This is a genomic window from Ruegeria sp. AH12 (assembly GCF_056541465.1).
Window position 1 is genome coordinate 36,903 of sequence record NZ_JBQFYL010000007.1, and the last position, 17,362, is coordinate 54,264.

Consider the following 17,362-nt stretch of genomic DNA (forward strand, 5'->3'; position numbering starts at 1 on the left):
GGCCGGATGGGATAATCCACCCTCGGAGCAGCTTGCCTTCGGAGGGTTCCCATGTTTCTGGCCGGGTTGATTGGATTGGCAGCCATTGGTGGCGCAGCATATGCGATGGGCGATATTCTGACCTCGGACGAAGACGAGCGCGACGAAGACGAACTGCAGGACAATATTGCCGATGACATCTCGGAAGGTGAGTTTCTGGAGGTCGGCGAAAATGTCGATCCGCCTGCGACAGAAGACATCCCCGACATTTCAATAGGTACCGTGATTTCCGAACATCTGGGCGATCTGGTGATCGCCGGAACGGACGGTGTGGATGAGATCAACGGGCAGGACGGGAACGACCAGATCAATGGCTATGGCGATGATGACCTGATCAATGGCGGATGTGGCGATGACGTTCTACATGGCGGCGATGGGCAGGACGTGATCTCGGGCGGTCATGGAGAGGACACGCTGCACGGCGAAGACGGTGACGACCTACTGTTCGGCAATCAGGGCGACGACCTACTTGCGGGTCATTTCGGTGACGATGACCTGGACGGGGGCGCAGGCGACGATACGCTCTACGGTGGTCACGGCGATGACTCTCTAGCGGGCGACAAAGGCGATGACGCGCTGCATGGCGGATATGGCGATGACAGGCTGACTGGGGGTGCGGGCACCGACACGCTGTTCGGGGGCGATGGCGATGATCTGCTGCTTGGCGGTGAGGACGGAGGGTTCGACCAGACCGACTTTCTGAACGGGGGTGATGGCGAAGATACCATCGTGGCCCATACATCAGATGTGGCCAATGGGGGCAACGGGGCCGATGACATTGTCTTGAGCTCGGAGGCCGAGGATATCACCATCATGGGCTTTGAACCGGGTGAGGACAAATTGTTTATCACCTGGGAAGACCAGACCAATCCCGACATTCAGATCGAACAGGATGAGGACACTCCTCACCTGACCCGTATCGTGGTCGACGGAGAAGAGGTTGCCCAGATCTTTGGCGCTGACGGCATCAGCCTTGATGATATTCAGCTGATCACCGAGGCCGAACTGGCCCAATATGGATCGATGGGCTAGAGCCCCAGAAACCCTTTGCCATTCCTTTCAAAAGCGCCTATACGCGCCCATCCGCATCGGAATCGGTGCGGTTTTCTCCATGGGCCTGTGCTGGACGACATCCCGGCCTGCGCCATTAACTCTAACCTTTGAAGGAGACCCCGATGTCGATTACTGCCGCTGAAAAAACACGCGTCATGAAAGAATTCGCAACCAAAGAGGGCGACACCGGTTCGCCGGAAGTCCAGGTTGCAATCCTGACCTCGCGCATCAACACCCTGACCGAGCACTTCAAGACCCACAAAAAAGACAACCACGGTCGTCGCGGTCTGCTGAAAATGGTCGCCCAGCGCCGTAAGCTGCTGGACTACCTGAAGGGTAAGGAAGAAGCGCGCTATCAGGACCTGATCAAAAAGCTGGGCATCCGCCGCTAAGGTTGGATCTCACCGCTTGCAGATTTCAAACGCCCGCCACTTTGGCGGGCGTTCTTGGTTTCCGGCTTAATCGCCTGCCACGTTTTATAGGTGTCAACCGCCAGCACAGTATCGATTACGAACATCGCAACCGCAGCGACCATCGACAGCCAGAACAATCCGCAGGCCGAAGCCAGTGCCATGCCGCCCACGCAGGTTGCAATCGCCGACGCCGTTTCGGGACAGATCAAAGAGTCTGGATGTTCTGTTAAGACTTGCTCATCTGCGCTTGAAGCTTACCTTGGGGCACCCATACATAAGGGGCGCAACGGTATCAGCGCCAACAATATACCAGTGCGCTGCAGATTTGATCTGTTTCGATGCAATAGAATTGATTGACCATCAGGGAGACACAGATGAACACGCCATCCAGACTTTTAGCCGCCGCAGCCATGACTGCCCTTGCCCCGATGGCGATGGCAGAAACGGCAGAGGATAAAACTGCGCCTGAAAGCGTCTTGTTCGTACAACACGCAGACAAGGCAACACTCGCGGACAAGACGCTCACATTAGAGGGTGCCGATCAAAATGTTATCGTGTTCACTGACCGACCGAACCGGAGCGCAGCCCTTATTCCAATAGCGGAGCTTGCAAAATATTGGGGGGAAGGGGCAGACAGTTTCGCCTCGGATCCACCAAATGCTGCGTTGGTTGGTGAAACCGAAGGCGGAGATCCGGTTTCAATGATTGTCGAGATCAGCGACCCGGTGCTGAGCGAGGGGTCGATCAGCTACCAATACCTTGTCATTGAAGGCGACACTCGGGATGCGATCCACAACCCTTATGTCGTGATTGATCTGAGCTATCTGGATCAAAACATCGCGTCTACCTTTGCTACGGTGGATCAGTTTGTGGGTATCCCGGCAGGGTCAACCAGTCTGAACTGGAACACGACAAAGTAATCATACGGCGGCGCCCTGTTCCAAGGCAGAGTGCGTCGCGTAGCGCTTTTCCCTACAAGGTGCCGATGGCAATCCAATCGGGTCAACTTAGATCCAAATGATCCCAAGTGGCCGAAAATCGAACTGCCCCGGCAATGCATTCATTACCGGGGCAGTCCATTCATGAAATGGATGTAAGCTTGGTTGCGTTACATCTTCGCCTTCTCTGATTTCAGCGCCAGCCACAGGCAGTAGCACATGATCAGAACCACCAGCGTGAACGGTATGCCCGTAGACACCGCCGCGCCCTGCAAGGCGGACAATCCGCCGCCCAGCAACAGCGCGATGGCCACCAGGCCTTCGAGCGTGCACCAGAAGACCCGCTGAACAACCGGCGCGTCCATCTTGCCTCCTGCGGTGATCGTGTCGATCACCAGCGAGCCGGAATCCGACGAGGTGACAAAGAACACCACGATCAGGACCAACGCGATGGGCGCGACGATCCCGTAAAGCGGCAGCTCTTTCAGGAAGCCGAACAAGGCACCTTCGGGCGCATAGCTGTCGATCACAGTGGCACGGACGCCTTCGGCTCCGCCCGCGTTCAGCATGTCGATGGCGGCGCCGCCAAAGGTCGACATCCACAGCGCGCAGACCGCTGTCGGAGCCAGTAGCGCGCACAGGATGAACTCACGCACCGTGCGACCCTTTGAGATGCGGGCGATGAACATGCCCACAAAGGGTGACCACGCGATCCACCAGGCCCAGTAGAAGGTTGTCCAGCCGTGGAAATAGCTGGTGTCTTCACGCCCAAACGGGTTGGATAAGGCCGGAAGGTGGTAGACATAGTCGACCATGACGTTGAAGTACCGAGCGATGGCAGTGCCGACGCCGGTCACGACAATCACAAAGATGAACAAGCCAACTGCCATGATCATGTTGATCTCGCTCAGCCGTTTAACACCTGCATCCATGCCCATCAGAACCGACCCCAAGGCGATCAGTGTAATTCCGATGATCAACAGTACCGTCACGGTTGGGCTGGGTTCAATGCCAAACACCTCGTTCAAGCCAGCCGCGACCTGTTGCGCGCCCAGACCCAGAGATGTGGTCAGGCCAAACAATGTGGCAAATACCGCCAGCGTGTCGATAAGGTGGCCCCACCAGCCCCAAACGCGCTCGCCCAGGATCGGGTAGAAAGCCGACCGCAGAGTCAGCGGCAGGTCCAGGTTATAGGCAAAGATCGCAAGGCTCAGACCAACGGCGGCGTAAACCGCCCAACCCTCCAGGCCCCAATGGTGGATCGTGCCCACAATACCGGCGTATTCATTGCCTGGAACCGCGATGTCGATACCCAATGGCACAGCGTTACCGCCTTCGGCAAAGTTGTAATAAACCGGTTCCATCACGCCAAAGAACAACAGACCGATGCCAATACCGGCCGCGAACATCATCGCAATCCATCCGGCATAGGAATAGTCAGGTTTGGCATCCTTGCCCCCGATCCGCACCTTGCCAACCGGCAGGACGATCAGAACAAGGCAGAACAGAGTGATTGCATCGACTGAAAGCACCAGGAACCAGTCAAACGTACTGGTCAGCCAGGGACGCAGCCAGCCAAAAAACGTAGCAGCGGATTCCTGATTGGCCAAAGCGATCAGAACGAACGCAAAGATCAGGATACTTGAGATCAAAAAGACAGGATTGTGGATGTCCAGACCGAAGGGCCGGACATTATCCTGCCCCAGCTCGTATTCGGTCTCAAAATCATAGATCCGTGGATCCGGATCCAGCATTTTCTTGGTTTGTGCCATTCGACTTACCCTCAGTTTGCTAGGTGCAAACGCCAAGGTCTTCGGTCAGAGGCGGCATCTGTTTTTTGTGTTACCTTGGCGCGTTACCGTCCTCACGACCACAGGTCTTGTGGCCCAAGCCTACACTGTCACTAGATTTACACAAAACTATTCTGCTTTTCGAATATATCTTTTTCCTCATAGTGTCGGGCTAAGGGCTATCGGCGGGATCACTGGATTTGGATCGAAGCGCTGCGCGCAGACGATCATGCAACGTTAGAAACTCATTGAATTGGTCCTCCCCGCTGCCCAGAAGCTCGACCTGCTGAACCTCCATGCTGAAGGTTGCACGCATCGGGGCCTGCCCATCGATGACAAACGTCTCGTACTCAGTTGGTTCAATCGCCAGACGACCCGTCAGACTCACATGATCATAATAGCTGTCCGGGGCCCAGTGATCTGAAAGCAGAAGGCGGATCATCTGGTTGGGCGGCGGAGGCGGCAGATGGCTGCACATACCGGGCTGAGGCACCAGATAGGCAACCGCGCGACCCTGTTCATCAGGCGCTACGGGGATCACGTAGCCCACGATCGAAACGATCTGATCGTCGATCACAGGGTTGCCTGTGGTATTGGCAGTCTCACGCCGCTGGATCACCGCCTCGCGCTGAGACATGAGCCAGTCGATATCGATTTGATCAGCGGCCAGGGCGGCTTCGGTTTCACCTAACATCTCTTGCCATTTCTGCCGTTCTTCCGCGCTGCCGACATCCTGTTGCAACCGCCCACGCAACCGCAGCGCAAACCTGATGTCATCGGCCTGCTCATCATTCAGATCACGAAAAGGATCTTCGAAGACCTGCGCTGCGGGGTCAGGCAAGGCGGACCACTCAATAGGTTGGGCGGGCGCTGCTAGTAGTGGAACGCCTGAAAGGGCCAATATGATGACGGTCAGAAACCGCGGGCAAAAGTTCATCGCACCCTCAGTTATCAGATGTGTATGACCATGTATGCAATCCTGCGCCATTTGCCATGGCGTTCATTTGGGTGGGCCAATAGATGCGGGATGGCGACCCACCACCGCTTTGTTCGGTTTCGCTTCCCTTCGGCCCCAATCTCCTGTATGCGCGCGCTATCTGAGACGTTGTGCCCTGACCCCGGCACTCGAATGGAAGATAAAGTGGGGTCGGCGGCAATGGGGCCGCCATGCAAACCGGAGACCCGCAGGGGCGGGAGTGCTCCGTTCTAGGATACGCATATGTTTGATGTAACGAAGAAATCAATGCAGTGGGGCGAAGAGACGCTGACACTGGAAACCGGCAAGGTTGCCCGTCAGGCTGACGGCAGTGTGATTGCCACGCTGGGCGAAACCAGCGTCATGGCAAACGTGACCTTTGCGCGGGCTCAAAAACCCGGTCAGGACTTTTTCCCGCTGACCGTGCACTATCAGGAAAAATACTATGCCGCCGGTAAGGTTCCGGGTGGCTTCTTCAAGCGCGAGGCGCGCCCGACCGAGAAAGAGACCCTGACCGCGCGTCTGATCGACCGTCCGATCCGCCCGCTGTTTGTTGACGGCTTTAAAAACGAAGTTCTGGTGATGTGCACCGTGCTGTCCCACGATCTGGTCAACGACCCCGACATCGTTGCGATGATCGCAGCCTCTGCCGCACTGACCATTTCCGGCGCGCCGTTCATGGGTCCGATCGCCGGTGCCCGCGTTGGTTTCGAGGATGGCGAATACGTTCTGAACCCGACCGTCGACGACATGCAGGACCTGCGCCTGAACCCTGAACAGCGTCTGGACCTGGTTGTCGCCGGTACCAAAGACGCCGTGATGATGGTGGAATCGGAAGCGTACGAACTGTCCGAGGCGGAAATGCTGGGCGCGGTGAACTTCGCGCATGAGCAGATCCAGCCGGTCATCGACCTGATCATCTCGCTGGCTGAAGAAGCGGCGAAAGAGCCGTTCGAATTCGAAGCGCCCGATTACTCGGAACTCTACGCCGCTGTTGCCGCTGCCGGTGAAGAGCAGATGCGCGCCGCTTTCGCGATCACCGACAAGCAAGAGCGCACTGCCGCTGTTGCCGCTGCCCGTGAAGCGATCAAGGAAGCGCTGACCGAAGAGCAGTTGGAAGACGGCAACCTCGGTTCCGCGATGAAAAAGCTGGAAGCTGGCATTCTGCGCGGCGACGTCGTCAAAGGCGGCAAGCGGATCGACGGTCGGTCTACCACCGATATCCGTTCGATCGTTGCAGAGACCTCGATGCTGCCGCGTACACATGGCTCGGCCCTGTTCACCCGTGGTGAAACTCAGGCGCTGGCCGTGACCACGCTGGGCACCGGTGACGATGAGCAGTTCATCGACGCGCTGCATGGCAACTTCAAATCGAACTTCCTGCTGCACTACAACTTCCCCCCCTATTCGGTTGGTGAAGTTGGCCGCGTGGGTGGCCCGGGCCGTCGTGAGATCGGCCACGGCAAGCTAGCATGGCGCGCCCTGCAGGCGGTGCTGCCTGCGGCAACCGACTTCCCCTACACGATCCGTATCGTGTCGGAGATCACGGAATCCAACGGATCAAGCTCGATGGCGTCGGTCTGCGGCGGCTCGCTGTCGATGATGGATGCGGGCGTTCCGCTGAAAGCCCCTGTTGCCGGTGTGGCCATGGGCTTGATCCTGGAAGATAACGGCGAATACGCCATCCTGTCGGATATTCTGGGTGACGAAGATCACCTGGGCGACATGGACTTCAAGGTGGCAGGTACCGAAAACGGCATCACCTCGCTGCAGATGGACATCAAGGTTGCAGGCATCACGCCCGAGATCATGGAAAAAGCCCTGGCGCAAGCCAAGGACGGCCGGATGCACATCCTGGGTGAGATGGGCAAAGCGCTGTCCGAGACCAACGAGTTCTCGGTACACGCCCCGCGCATCGAAACCATGAACATCCCGACCGACAAGATCCGTGAAGTGATCGGCTCGGGCGGTAAGGTCATCCGCGAGATCGTCGAAGTTTCGGGTGCCAAGGTCGACATCAACGACGACGGCGTCATCAAGATCGCCTCGCCCGATGGTGAATCGATCCAGAAGGCCTATGACATGATCCACTCGATCGTCGCCGAGCCGGAAGAGGGTCAGGTCTACACCGGTAAAGTGGTCAAGATCGTCGACTTCGGCGCCTTTGTGAACTTCTTTGGCAAGCGCGACGGTCTGGTCCACGTGTCCCAGATCGAAAACCGCCGCCTGAACCATCCTTCGGACGTTCTGAAGGAAGGCCAGGACGTAAAGGTCAAGCTGCTGGGCTTTGACGATCGCGGCAAGGTCCGTCTGTCGATGAAAGTGGTCGATCAGGAAACCGGCGAAGAGATCGTTCCCGAGAAGAAAGAAAAGAAAGAAGACGCAGAGTAAACTGCCCTTTCTTTCGATATAAAAGGCCCCGGTTTCGACCGGGGCCTTTTTACATGGTGGGTAATAGTTGGGCACTTCTCTAAATGTGCTCCGTTCATTCCCAATGTCGGCTTCGAGCCCAATTTGCTCAACCAGTTTGTACTTGATTGGACTTGCTAATTTCACCGCACTTCAACAACATCACGACATGAAGAAATGGCACCGTTTTGACGATGATGACATCGCTGAGATTGGAAATCATACTTTGAAGTTTGATTTCCCTAATGGCAACTACATACTAACAGTGAAGCAATTAAGACAAAACTCCGTTGATGTGGTTTATGGAGAAAAAACAGAGGCTTGGCCTGTTGAAGTGAAAGAACAGAACGGTCCCGAGTTTAAACTCTCCGGATTCGCATGGGCGACGCCTGAGATAGGTTTAGAGGACTGTTGGTTCGAGTTGCACATTTGTCCCACCCCCAAAATTACTTACTGGGGCGACCGAGTGGTTATTCGGACAGACTTATGTTGCTCATCGCAATAAGTTCAACGCCTCGAACGGCGGCTATGTCTGCACAGCGGACATTGGCGCAGCCGCAGCGAATTGGCGTTTTGTCCGCACCTCTGCATCGAACGCAACACCAGACGATACGGATTTTCCCTCGCAGTCCCGCCTATGAAACATCCCCACCTCAGCTTGGTAAATCAATTGTTAACTCTTATCGCGTGTATTTGCTCAACCTTAAGGTTTGTTTTGTCGTTTCCAGGGATGCCTTTCGATCGTGGCCTCAGTTACCGTATTCGAAATCAATGCGGACCCGTTCAGCAATCGCAGCGTCGACATCACGCAGGCGTATTCGGTTGAGGTCATCGACAATGATGCCTTCCTCCAAGACCCTGACCCAGACAGTGCCCAACTTGATCTGACATCCCTACCCGGATTTTCGGGCTCGTCCCAGAATTTCAGCACGTTCGAAAGCTATACGGGCACGGTCAACGGGGCGCCGGTGCGCTTTACCCTGATCCAGTTCAGTAACCCGCGATACATCATCGTCACCTCAGGGCAGGCTGCGCTGGGTGACACAATCTCGGATACGGGCTTTGCTGGAACCGCTCAGTCGGCGGCGTATCAATCCCTGCCCTCCTTCGTGTGTTTCACGTCGGGGTCTCTAATCCTGACACCCAATGGCCTCCGCAAGGTCGAGACGTTGCAACCCGGCGATCCGGCCTGCGTTGCCCAATGTCAAACCCGCATCATCCGCTGGATCGGCCGACGTCGCCTAAGCCGCCGCGATTTGCAGGCCAACCCCCATTTATGCCCGGTTCGGATCAAGGCAGACAGTTTTGGCCACGGTTGCCCGCGCCGCGATTTGCTGGTCTCTCCACAACACCGGATCGCCGTCACGTCCCCCGTAATGGAGCTGACACATTGCGAACCGCTCATGCTGGCCACAGCCAAAGCGCTGATCAATCAGGACACCATAACGCAGGAAACACCCGAGAACGGTGTTGAATACATCCACATCCTGTTCGACCAGCATGAACTGGTGAATGTTGAAGGGCTATGGTCAGAATCCTTTTTCCCCGGCGATACAACCGTCAATGCAATGGCTGCTGCAACCCGCCGAGATTTGTTCGAACTGTTTCCGGATCTGTCGAAAGGGGCAGTAGGCTACGGGTCAACAGTGCTACCTGTGCTGAGAAACTACGAGGCGCGAGCGCTGCAATCCGTTCTCGCCGCGCCGCAGTGGGAGGCGCAATACCCCGCCCAAGAGAAAGCAGCGTAACGCAGACGACACCATAGCCCTGCACCGCGCAATCGACACACTTCCAATCGAGGGATGCAGGAACAACTGGGAACAGGGATTTATTCCCTCACCAGCTCCCAATTTAGAGTGATCCAACGTGAAGGCCTGCTGCCTTTTCTTCTGATCTTGCCCGCTCATATTGCCCCTAGAAACCAATCGGAACAAAGGACAACGATCATGGTCATTCGCGGTATTTTGGCATCGGCAACCCTGACCCTTGCCGCAACGCATGCCTCAGCTCAAAGCCTGACTGATGGTGCATATATACAGGGGTTTCTAGGCTATAATCAGCTTCAGGACAGCGACTTCTCGGGCACGATCGGAGGCGCAACACAATCTGTCGATACCGATTTCGATGCAGGATATGGTATTGGTATCGCGATCGGTAAAGAAATTCCGCAATGGTCAAATGACCGGATCGGCACTCGCCTGGAACTGGAACTGTCCTATCGCGACAATGATGTCGATGGCGTAAACTTCTCGGGCAACGGGCCAGCGCCAGAAGGCAATATCTCGGGCGATATCGCGCAAACCTCTTTGTTTGCCAATGTTCTGTTTGATTTCAAACAGTCCGGTAAGGTTACCCCGTTTGCTGGCTTTGGTCTGGGCGCTACCTATTCTGACATCGACTTTGCCTACGGCCCGGGCGTCGCTCTTGATGACAGCGATACCAACTTCGCTGCTCAGTTGATCGCGGGTGTGGCCTATGAAATCAACGCTGCCACCGCCTTCACGGTTGATGCCCGTTATTCACGCGCTTTCGATGTGTCGTCGGCCCGCTTAGCCCCGAACGGCGCGCTGACCGGCACGGTCGAAGATGATCTGGATACGTTCAGTGTGAATTTCGGACTGCGCTACAGTTTCTGATCCGCGAAAGTTCTGCGGCAGCGTGTACCCTTGAGGGCCCGAAGCCACTTGCTTCATCTGGCCACAAATATCCTCGGGGGGAGTCGCGCCACTAGGCGCGACGGGGGGCAGACAGCCCCCCCTGACCCGGTCCCGCCTTACGACGGGGCTTTGGTCTTACGCAGATAGGGAAAGATCGTTTCAAACTCACCAAATTTCGCCTTGGCATCTTCGTTTGAAACGCTCGGCGGGATAATCACATCCTCGCCCGGGATCCAGTTCGCGGGCGTCGCCACACCTTTGGCCGACATCTGCAACCCATCCAGCGCCCGCAGGATTTCGGCAAAATTCCGACCCACGGTCATTGGATAGGTCATCGACAGTTTCAGCTGCTTATCGGGCCCGATGATAAAGACAGACCGTACTGTGGCACTGTCGGCCGGCGTGCGACCATCGGGCAGGTAGGCTTCGGCAGGCAGCATGTCAAAGGCTTTTGAGACGGCCAGACCATCGTCGGCAATAATCGGAAAGCCGGGATTGGCCTTGCCGTATTCCTCAATGTCCTTTTTCCACTTCTTGTGGTCTTCGACCCCATCGACCGAGACACCAATCACCTTGGTGTTGCGTGCAGCCCATTCGTCGTTCAGCTGAGCCACGGCCGAGAACTCGGTCGTGCAAACCGGGGTAAAGTCCTTGGGGTGCGAAAACAGGATCGCCCAGCTGTCACCAATCCAATCGTGAAATTGAATGGTACCCTGATCTGTTTCTGCAGTAAAATTCGGGACCGTGTCGTTGATGCGCAAACCCATGGGGCATCTCCTTCTTTGGTTACTGACCGAGTCGAATGCTGTGAACCTAACCACTTTGCGCCAGAGTTAAACCTTCCGCAAATCCAGCTTTGCTTTTTTCTGGGTAAGCACCCGTAAGAAATTTGATCAAATTCTCCTCTTGTCGCGCACCGGGGTCGGTGACAGTGTATGCGCAACCCCAGTTTAGGACATCACGATCCAGGAGGATTCGCCATGATCGAAAAGCGCAATTTCTATATCAACGGTGAATGGGTTGCCCCGTCCCAAGCCCATGATTTTGAGGTGATCAACCCATCGACCGAAGATCCCTGTGCAGTGATTTCTCTGGGGTCCGAGGCGGATACAAACGCCGCCGTGGCAGCAGCCAAATCCGCGCTGCCGGGATGGATGGCCACTCCGGTCGAACAGCGGATCGCGCTGGTCGAGAAACTGATCGAGATTTACCAGACGCGCAGCGAAGATCTGGCCCAAGCCATGTCGCTTGAGATGGGCGCGCCCATCGATATGGCCCGCTCGCAACAGGCCGGTGCAGGAACATGGCATCTGCAAAACTTCATCAAAGCCGCCAAGGCGTTTTCGTTTGAACGGCCCTTGGGTGATCATGCACCAAATGACCGCATCATTTACGAGGCAGTAGGCGTCGCGGCCCTGATCACCCCCTGGAACTGGCCGATGAATCAGATCACGCTCAAGGTGGGTGCGGCGGCAATTGCGGGATGCACCATGGTGCTTAAACCCTCGGAACAAAGTCCGCTGAACGCGATGATCTTTGCCGAAATGATGGATGAGGCAGGTTTCCCACCCGGCGTGTTCAACCTTGTGAACGGTGACGGGGTCGGGGTTGGTTCACAGCTGTCGGCACATCCAGACGTAGATATGGTCAGCTTCACCGGCTCGACCCGTGCCGGGACTGCCATCTCCAAAAATGCGGCAGATACCCTGAAGAAGGTCCATCTGGAATTGGGCGGCAAAGGCGCGAACCTGGTTTTTGCTGATGCGGATGAGAAAGCCATCAAGCGCGGCGTGCTGCATATGATGAACAACACGGGCCAAAGCTGTAATGCCCCCAGCCGAATGCTGGTGCAGCGCCCGATCTACGATCAAGCCGTTGAAGCTGCAGCCGAGGTGGCTAATTCCGTATCTGTCGCTAGCGCGGCGGAGGAAGGCCGTCATATCGGACCTGTGGTGAACGAACTTCAGTGGACCAAGATTCAGGACCTGATCCAAAAAGGTATCGACGAAGGTGCCCGCCTTGTCGCCGGTGGCACCGGGCGGCCGGACGGGCTGAACAAGGGCTACTATGTCCGCCCCACGGTCTTTGCCGACGCCAACAACCAGATGACCATCGCCCGCGAGGAAATCTTTGGCCCGGTTCTGACCATGATCCCCTTCGACACCGAAGAAGAAGCAGTCGAGATCGCCAATGACACACCCTATGGTCTGACCAACTATGTCCAGACACAAGACGGCGCGCGCGCCAACCGCATGGCGCGGGTATTGCGGTCGGGCATGGTTGAAATGAACGGCAAATCGCGCAGCGCCGGGTCGCCGTTCGGAGGCATGAAGCAATCCGGAAACGGGCGCGAGGGCGGCGTCTGGGGATTGGAAGACTTCCTAGAAGTCAAAGCCGTGGGCGGCTGGGCTGCTGAGTAGCTCAAAGCGTAGTTAGTCATGAAAGGGCGAGGCGCATCCAGTGCCTCGCGCCTTTTTTATGCCGGTTGAACAACAAGCTGAGGCTCGCCGTCCGAGGTGCACCGGGTGGATCGGCCATCCCAACCGATCACACCTGTAACGCGCTGCCGGATCGCCGAAAAACTGTCGAACCGGACCACATCCACCGGCGCGTCGAATTGCAGGGTCAACCTACGTTGCGCACCATCACCCAGAACGGTCAATCCGCGTATCTGCGCAGTGAATGGCTGACCCAGATATCGGCCCTTTACCCGGTCACCCACGCTCAGATGCATTCGGCTTCCGGCGATTGCCGTCAGCGTGTTCCAGTCCCGCACGCCGTGCTGCCGGGCCAGAAGCTCCAGCGCCGCACTGTGCGATACGAAAACCCCGGTGGTTTTCAAAGCCTCCCGCAGGCGTTTCGCTTGTGATTTTAGCTCCGTCACCGGAGCGATTGAGTCAGATCGTGTCATCATATGCCTCGTTTTCTGGAACGGGCGCGAAGTCAGAACGGGGTTCGCATTTCCATCCACGCGCCAGAAAAGGGCAACAGATGTTCATTCAAACGGGTTTCACCAAAGCCAAGGGCCGCGAACGGCAGGAGACCCGAACCTGCCGCGCCTTTTGGCGATGTTTGGATGGCTTGTCAATCAGGCGTCAGCTTGCGCCGCTTCATAGGCTAGCATCGCGCGCTTGACGGGCAAGCCCCAGTGATACCCACCAAGGCCGCCTGATTTGCGTAGCGCCCGGTGGCAGGGGATCAGCCAACTGACCGGGTTTCGCCCAACGGCCGTGCCCACTGCGCGAACCGCCTGCGGCGACCCCACCCGCTGCGCGATCTCGGAATAGGTGGTAACCTGACCCGACGGGATGTGCATCAGCGCCTCCCACACTTTGATCTGCAGGGGTGAGCCAATCAGGTACAGAGGCGTCGGCTGCAAACGGTCGCTGACCGATCCGAAGGCAGTCAGCACCCACGGGCGCAGGTGCATCGGGTCTTCGACAAACTCGGCCAAGGGCCAGCGCGACAGCATATCCTCCATTGCCTCTTCCTCGCCGGTCTCGGCCCCGAAAGCCATGCCGCAGATGCCCTTGTCGGTGCCCATGACCAGCGCAGGGCCAAAGGGACTTTCGAACCAGCCCCAATAGATCGTCAGATCCGCGCCTTTGCGGGCGTATTCGCCGGGGCTCATGGACTCCCATTTCAGGAACAGGTCGTGCAGGCGACCGCTACCGGACAGGCCCACATTATGGGCGGTTTCCAAAGTGGTGAAGCGTTCCCGCAGCAGCGCCTTGGCGTGGCCGAGTGTCAGGTATTGCTGGTAGCGTTTCGGTGATACGCCAGTCCAACGCGAGAACAGACGTTGGAAATGGGCCGGGCTCATATCCATCTGCTGCGCCAGTTCGTCGAGGCTGAGGGTTTCTCCGCCCTGATCAATCAGCTCGATCGCGCGCCGCATGACGTTGTAGTGATAGCCGCTTTCCTGGGTCTGGATGTTCATGGGTCTCACCTCATTCTGTGGCTTAAACCATAGCGCGCGGGACACGTCCAAGCGACCCGGAACTTGCGCATTGGCTTTGGGCTTGTGTCATTGGCCCTTGGGCGGCATTAAGGCTCGGATGGCAAAGCAACTCGATTACCACACGATCCGCGAGATCTTTACGCGCTTTCAAGAGGCCGACCCCGAGCCCAAGGGCGAGCTGGAACATGTGAACGTCTATACGCTGGTCGTCGCGGTCGCGCTTTCGGCACAGGCGACCGATGCGGGCGTCAACAAGGCCACGCGTGAGCTGTTCAAGATCGCAGATACTCCGCAAAAGATGCTGGATCTGGGCGAGGAAGGCCTGATCGAGCATATCAAAACCATCGGACTGTTCCGCCAGAAGGCGAAGAACGTCATCAAGCTCAGCCGCATTCTGGTTGAGGACTATGATGGTGAGGTTCCCAATTCCCGCGCCGCGTTGCAATCGCTGCCCGGGGTGGGGCGCAAGACGGCCAATGTGGTTCTGAACATGTGGTGGCGGCAACCGGCGCAAGCGGTGGACACGCATATCTTCCGTGTCGGCAACCGCACTGGTATTTGCCCCGGCAAGGACGTAGACGCCGTCGAACGCGCCATCGAGGACAATATTCCAGCCGACTTTCAACTCCATGCACATCACTGGCTGATCCTGCACGGGCGCTATCACTGCAAAGCGCGCAAACCGCAATGCCCAACCTGTATAATCCGTGATCTCTGTCAATTCGAGGACAAGACCCTATGAAAACCTACCAACTGACCGGCATCGGAAATGCCGTTGTAGATGTCATTTCCCAGGCCGATGACAGTTTCCTGGAACTGATGGGCATCGAAAAAGGCATCATGCAACTGATCGAGCAGGAGCGCGGCGAAGTGCTCTATGCCTCGATGGAGGGTCGGGTGCAGACACCGGGCGGTTCGGTCGCGAACACCATTGCGGGCGCGGGTGCGCTGGGTCTGGATGCTGCCTTTATTGGCCGCGTGCATGATGACGCGCTAGGTCGCTTCTACGCCGATGCGATGAACGAAGACGGCGTGGATTTCGTGAACCCGCCTGTGCCGGGTGGCGAGCTGCCGACCTCGCGCTCGATGATCTTTGTCTCGCCTGATGGTGAGCGGTCGATGAACACCTATCTGGGGATTTCCTCGGAACTTTCGTCTCAGGACGTCTCGGACGAGGTTGCCGGAAACAGCCAGATCATGTTCCTCGAAGGGTATCTGTTCGATAAGGAAAAGGGCAAAGCCGCGTTTCTTGAGGCTGCGCGCGCCTGTCACAAAGGTGGCGGCAAAGCCGGGATCGCCATTTCCGATCCGTTCTGCGTCGAGCGTCACCGGGTCGATTTCCTGCTGCTTATCGAGAATGAGCTAGACTTCGTGATTGGCAATGAGGCCGAGATCAAATCTCTGTTCGAGACCGACGATCTGGAAGAAGCACTGGCCAAAACGGCCGGGATTTGCCCGCTGATCGTGTGTACCCGTTCAGGCGACGGCGTGACCGTGCTGCACGAGGGTCAGCGCGTGGATGTGGCGGTCGAAAAGGTGGTTCCGGTGGATGCAACCGGCGCAGGCGATCAGTTCGCCGCAGGGTTCCTGTTTGGCATGGCGACGGGTCGGGATTTTGAGACATGCGCCAAGATTGGTAATGTCTGTGCCCGCGAAGTGATCAGCCATATCGGTCCGCGCCCCGAGGCGAATATGGTTGAACTTCTGAAAAGCGAAGGGCTGCTTTAACCGGGTCTTCTGGTTGAATTCTGAAAGGCCGGGACGCACGCTCCGGCCTTTTCATTTGTCCGAAAACAGCGCGAGCCAAATACCCACGAACATGAAGATGCCGCCGATATTCACAAAGGTATGCCAAATCGCATAACGAAACGGCATGGTTTTTCGCGCATAGAAAACCGTTCCGATCACATAGCTGGCAGCCCCGGCGACGATGCACCACAGTGTCGCCACCGGAACGGTCGTCATATCGGGCATCGCGCTTAATCCAATGGCCCCAAGCCCAAGATAAGAGGCGGTCGACCATTTGGATTTGATGGTTTCGTTTGCGATCTTGTTCCAGACCGCCACAATGGTCAGACCCCAGCACAGCCAAAGCAAGGTCATGGTCCACGTCGTACCCGCCTGAACGAAGAACGGCGTAAACGTTCCACAGATACTGGGGTAGATTGCTGCATGATCGATCCGGCGCAGCACCATGCGACGATCATGCCAGGGGGCGAAGTGATAGGCCCAGGACGCCAGGTTCGAGACCAACGCGCACAGAACATAGACCACCACCGCAAGAAACAAAGCCGTCTCAAGTTGGGCATAGGCATTGATCACAAGTACGCCGCCCGCTGACAGGATCAGCAATAGCCCGACCGCATGAACGGCCATGTCTGCACTACGGTGTGCCTGAGCGGTGCTCGGATAGGTCGTATATGTCATGAGAAGCCCGAAAATGCCATCTCCGCGCTAACTACCAGCCCGGGAAATGTCCAACCTTCCCTAACGTTAGACCTCGCGCAAAGGGTGCGTTCAGGACAGATGCGCTTTGAACGCGCTCAGAACCTGTTCATAGACATCACGTTTGAATGGCACGATCTCATTCACCAGCTGGCTGGGTTCTTGCCATTTCCACTGGGTGAATTCGGGATGATCCATGGCGATATTGATCTGATCATCGGTCCCCTTGAAACGCAGCAGGAACCACTTCTGCTCTTGCCCCCGATAACGGCCTTTCCAGATCTTCGGCACAATCTCGTGCGGCAGATCATAGGGCAGCCAGCCGTCGGTTTCGGCGATGATCTCGACCAGGTCAGCGGTCACCCCGGTTTCTTCCCAAAGCTCGCGCAGGGCCGCATCGCGCGGGTCTTCACCCTTGTCCACCCCACCCTGCGGCATTTGCCAGGCATCCTTGTGGCGGTCATTGCGCTGGCCCACAAAAATCCTGCCGTCGGCATTCATCAGCATCAGCCCGACGCAGGGGCGATAGGGCAGTTTGGCGATCTCATCAGGGGTCATATGTGGCCTCGTCACTTGTCCGGCCAACCTCTAACAAGGGTGAAAGCCCCCGCAAAGGGGGTGACGTTAGGTTTCGCGTGACAAAGGTGACGTGCAGGTCAATTTAGATCGCAACTTCGGGAG

18 protein-coding genes are annotated in these 17,362 nt (G+C 57.0%); 10 read left to right on the forward strand and 8 right to left on the reverse strand.

Translation table 11 applies throughout. The features are described 5' to 3' along the window. The first annotated feature begins 51 nt into the window (after positions 1-51). Both ACR0EL_RS12405 and rpsO read left to right on the forward strand, forming a co-directional pair. Entirely contained in the window at positions 52-1,071 is a 1,020-nt protein-coding gene (locus ACR0EL_RS12405; RefSeq protein WP_480500200.1) for a calcium-binding protein, read from the forward strand. A gap of 143 nt (positions 1,072-1,214) precedes the next feature. Then, a complete protein-coding gene (gene rpsO, locus ACR0EL_RS12410) occupies positions 1,215-1,484 on the forward strand; it encodes a 30S ribosomal protein S15 (protein ID WP_170613058.1) in 270 nt (89 codons plus the stop codon). On the opposite strand, the gene ACR0EL_RS12415 is transcribed toward rpsO, so the two are convergent. Further along, positions 1,481-1,666 carry a hypothetical protein gene (locus tag ACR0EL_RS12415; RefSeq protein WP_480500201.1) on the reverse strand — a complete coding sequence of 62 codons (186 nt, stop codon included), beginning with the start codon at positions 1,664-1,666 and terminating at the stop codon, positions 1,481-1,483. The genes rpsO and ACR0EL_RS12415 overlap by 4 nt on opposite strands. Before the next feature lie 213 nt (positions 1,667-1,879). Here ACR0EL_RS12415 and ACR0EL_RS12420 point away from each other — a divergent pair, with 213 nt between their 5' ends. Continuing rightward, positions 1,880-2,425, forward strand: coding sequence for a hypothetical protein (locus ACR0EL_RS12420; RefSeq protein ID WP_480500202.1), 546 nt, complete (start codon positions 1,880-1,882; stop codon positions 2,423-2,425). Positions 2,426-2,613: 188 nt separating this feature from the next. Here ACR0EL_RS12420 and ACR0EL_RS12425 read toward each other — a convergent pair whose 3' ends face one another. Beyond that, on the reverse strand, positions 2,614-4,215 hold the full coding sequence (locus ACR0EL_RS12425) for a BCCT family transporter (RefSeq protein ID WP_480500203.1): 1,602 nt from the start codon (positions 4,213-4,215) through the stop codon (positions 2,614-2,616). Between the two features lie 190 nt (positions 4,216-4,405). Then, positions 4,406-5,170 carry a DUF3299 domain-containing protein gene (locus ACR0EL_RS12430; RefSeq protein WP_480500205.1) on the reverse strand — a complete coding sequence of 255 codons (765 nt, stop codon included), beginning with the start codon at positions 5,168-5,170 and terminating at the stop codon, positions 4,406-4,408. A gap of 282 nt (positions 5,171-5,452) precedes the next feature. Here ACR0EL_RS12430 and pnp point away from each other — a divergent pair, with 282 nt between their 5' ends. The 4 genes from pnp (at position 5,453) to ACR0EL_RS12450 (ending at position 10,254) form a co-directional block, all read left to right on the forward strand. Then, a complete protein-coding gene (gene pnp, locus ACR0EL_RS12435) occupies positions 5,453-7,600 on the forward strand; it encodes a polyribonucleotide nucleotidyltransferase (protein WP_480500206.1) in 2,148 nt (715 codons plus the stop codon). Positions 7,601-7,742: 142 nt separating this feature from the next. Beyond that, the gene (locus ACR0EL_RS12440) at positions 7,743-8,123 is read left to right on the forward strand and encodes a hypothetical protein (protein WP_480500207.1); all 381 of its coding nucleotides are present in this window, start codon (positions 7,743-7,745) and stop codon (positions 8,121-8,123) included. 238 nt (positions 8,124-8,361) lie between these two features. Beyond that, entirely contained in the window at positions 8,362-9,366 is a 1,005-nt protein-coding gene (locus ACR0EL_RS12445) for a Hint domain-containing protein (protein ID WP_480500208.1), read from the forward strand. A 198-nt stretch (positions 9,367-9,564) separates the two neighbouring features. After that, positions 9,565-10,254 carry an outer membrane protein gene (locus ACR0EL_RS12450; RefSeq protein WP_480500209.1) on the forward strand — a complete coding sequence of 230 codons (690 nt, stop codon included), beginning with the start codon at positions 9,565-9,567 and terminating at the stop codon, positions 10,252-10,254. A 137-nt stretch (positions 10,255-10,391) separates the two neighbouring features. On the opposite strand, the gene ACR0EL_RS12455 is transcribed toward ACR0EL_RS12450, so the two are convergent. Continuing rightward, positions 10,392-11,042 (reverse strand): peroxiredoxin, encoded by a 651-nt coding sequence (locus ACR0EL_RS12455; RefSeq protein WP_170533776.1) that lies wholly within the window; start codon positions 11,040-11,042, stop codon positions 10,392-10,394. Positions 11,043-11,255: 213 nt separating this feature from the next. Between ACR0EL_RS12455 and ACR0EL_RS12460 the strand changes: the two genes are divergently transcribed. Then, on the forward strand, positions 11,256-12,695 hold the full coding sequence (locus ACR0EL_RS12460) for an aldehyde dehydrogenase family protein (protein WP_480500210.1): 1,440 nt from the start codon (positions 11,256-11,258) through the stop codon (positions 12,693-12,695). A 56-nt stretch (positions 12,696-12,751) separates the two neighbouring features. Here the strand turns inward: ACR0EL_RS12460 and ACR0EL_RS12465 are convergent, their stop codons facing one another. Together ACR0EL_RS12465 and ACR0EL_RS12470 are read right to left on the reverse strand one after the other, a co-directional pair. After that, positions 12,752-13,186 (reverse strand): glyoxalase superfamily protein, encoded by a 435-nt coding sequence (locus tag ACR0EL_RS12465; RefSeq protein ID WP_353008776.1) that lies wholly within the window; start codon positions 13,184-13,186, stop codon positions 12,752-12,754. A gap of 177 nt (positions 13,187-13,363) precedes the next feature. Continuing rightward, positions 13,364-14,215 (reverse strand): methylated-DNA--[protein]-cysteine S-methyltransferase, encoded by an 852-nt coding sequence (locus ACR0EL_RS12470; RefSeq protein WP_480500211.1) that lies wholly within the window; start codon positions 14,213-14,215, stop codon positions 13,364-13,366. Positions 14,216-14,333: 118 nt separating this feature from the next. On the opposite strand from ACR0EL_RS12470, the gene nth reads away from it, so the two are divergent. Together nth and ACR0EL_RS12480 are read left to right on the forward strand one after the other, a co-directional pair. Continuing rightward, positions 14,334-14,978, forward strand: coding sequence for an endonuclease III (gene nth, locus ACR0EL_RS12475; RefSeq protein ID WP_353008773.1), 645 nt, complete (start codon positions 14,334-14,336; stop codon positions 14,976-14,978). Next, a complete protein-coding gene (locus ACR0EL_RS12480) occupies positions 14,975-15,964 on the forward strand; it encodes an adenosine kinase (RefSeq protein ID WP_480500212.1) in 990 nt (329 codons plus the stop codon). The genes nth and ACR0EL_RS12480 overlap by 4 nt, the downstream gene beginning before the upstream one ends. 51 nt (positions 15,965-16,015) lie before the next feature. On the opposite strand, the gene trhA is transcribed toward ACR0EL_RS12480, so the two are convergent. Both trhA and ACR0EL_RS12490 read right to left on the reverse strand, forming a co-directional pair. Next, positions 16,016-16,663, reverse strand: coding sequence for a PAQR family membrane homeostasis protein TrhA (gene trhA, locus ACR0EL_RS12485; RefSeq protein ID WP_480500214.1), 648 nt, complete (start codon positions 16,661-16,663; stop codon positions 16,016-16,018). Between the two features lie 90 nt (positions 16,664-16,753). Next, positions 16,754-17,239, reverse strand: a complete 486-nt coding sequence (locus ACR0EL_RS12490; RefSeq protein WP_480500215.1) for an RNA pyrophosphohydrolase — start codon at positions 17,237-17,239, stop codon at positions 16,754-16,756. Positions 17,240-17,362: the final 123 nt, after the last annotated feature.

What these genes read in the sequence shown, in the direction of transcription:
- ACR0EL_RS12405 (WP_480500200.1), top strand. Translation starts at nt 52, where the DNA reads ATGTTTCTGGCCGGGTTGATTGGATTGGCAGCCATTGGTGGCGCAGCA.
- rpsO (WP_170613058.1), top strand. Translation starts at nt 1,215, where the DNA reads ATGTCGATTACTGCCGCTGAAAAAACACGCGTCATGAAAGAATTCGCA.
- ACR0EL_RS12415 (WP_480500201.1), bottom strand. Translation starts at nt 1,666, where the DNA reads ATGGCACTGGCTTCGGCCTGCGGATTGTTCTGGCTGTCGATGGTCGCT.
- ACR0EL_RS12420 (WP_480500202.1), top strand. Translation starts at nt 1,880, where the DNA reads ATGAACACGCCATCCAGACTTTTAGCCGCCGCAGCCATGACTGCCCTT.
- ACR0EL_RS12425 (WP_480500203.1), bottom strand. Translation starts at nt 4,215, where the DNA reads ATGGCACAAACCAAGAAAATGCTGGATCCGGATCCACGGATCTATGAT.
- ACR0EL_RS12430 (WP_480500205.1), bottom strand. Translation starts at nt 5,170, where the DNA reads ATGAACTTTTGCCCGCGGTTTCTGACCGTCATCATATTGGCCCTTTCA.
- pnp (WP_480500206.1), top strand. Translation starts at nt 5,453, where the DNA reads ATGTTTGATGTAACGAAGAAATCAATGCAGTGGGGCGAAGAGACGCTG.
- ACR0EL_RS12450 (WP_480500209.1), top strand. Translation starts at nt 9,565, where the DNA reads ATGGTCATTCGCGGTATTTTGGCATCGGCAACCCTGACCCTTGCCGCA.
- ACR0EL_RS12455 (WP_170533776.1), bottom strand. Translation starts at nt 11,042, where the DNA reads ATGGGTTTGCGCATCAACGACACGGTCCCGAATTTTACTGCAGAAACA.
- ACR0EL_RS12460 (WP_480500210.1), top strand. Translation starts at nt 11,256, where the DNA reads ATGATCGAAAAGCGCAATTTCTATATCAACGGTGAATGGGTTGCCCCG.
- ACR0EL_RS12465 (WP_353008776.1), bottom strand. Translation starts at nt 13,186, where the DNA reads ATGACACGATCTGACTCAATCGCTCCGGTGACGGAGCTAAAATCACAA.
- ACR0EL_RS12470 (WP_480500211.1), bottom strand. Translation starts at nt 14,215, where the DNA reads ATGAACATCCAGACCCAGGAAAGCGGCTATCACTACAACGTCATGCGG.
- nth (WP_353008773.1), top strand. Translation starts at nt 14,334, where the DNA reads ATGGCAAAGCAACTCGATTACCACACGATCCGCGAGATCTTTACGCGC.
- ACR0EL_RS12480 (WP_480500212.1), top strand. Translation starts at nt 14,975, where the DNA reads ATGAAAACCTACCAACTGACCGGCATCGGAAATGCCGTTGTAGATGTC.
- trhA (WP_480500214.1), bottom strand. Translation starts at nt 16,663, where the DNA reads ATGACATATACGACCTATCCGAGCACCGCTCAGGCACACCGTAGTGCA.
- ACR0EL_RS12490 (WP_480500215.1), bottom strand. Translation starts at nt 17,239, where the DNA reads ATGACCCCTGATGAGATCGCCAAACTGCCCTATCGCCCCTGCGTCGGG.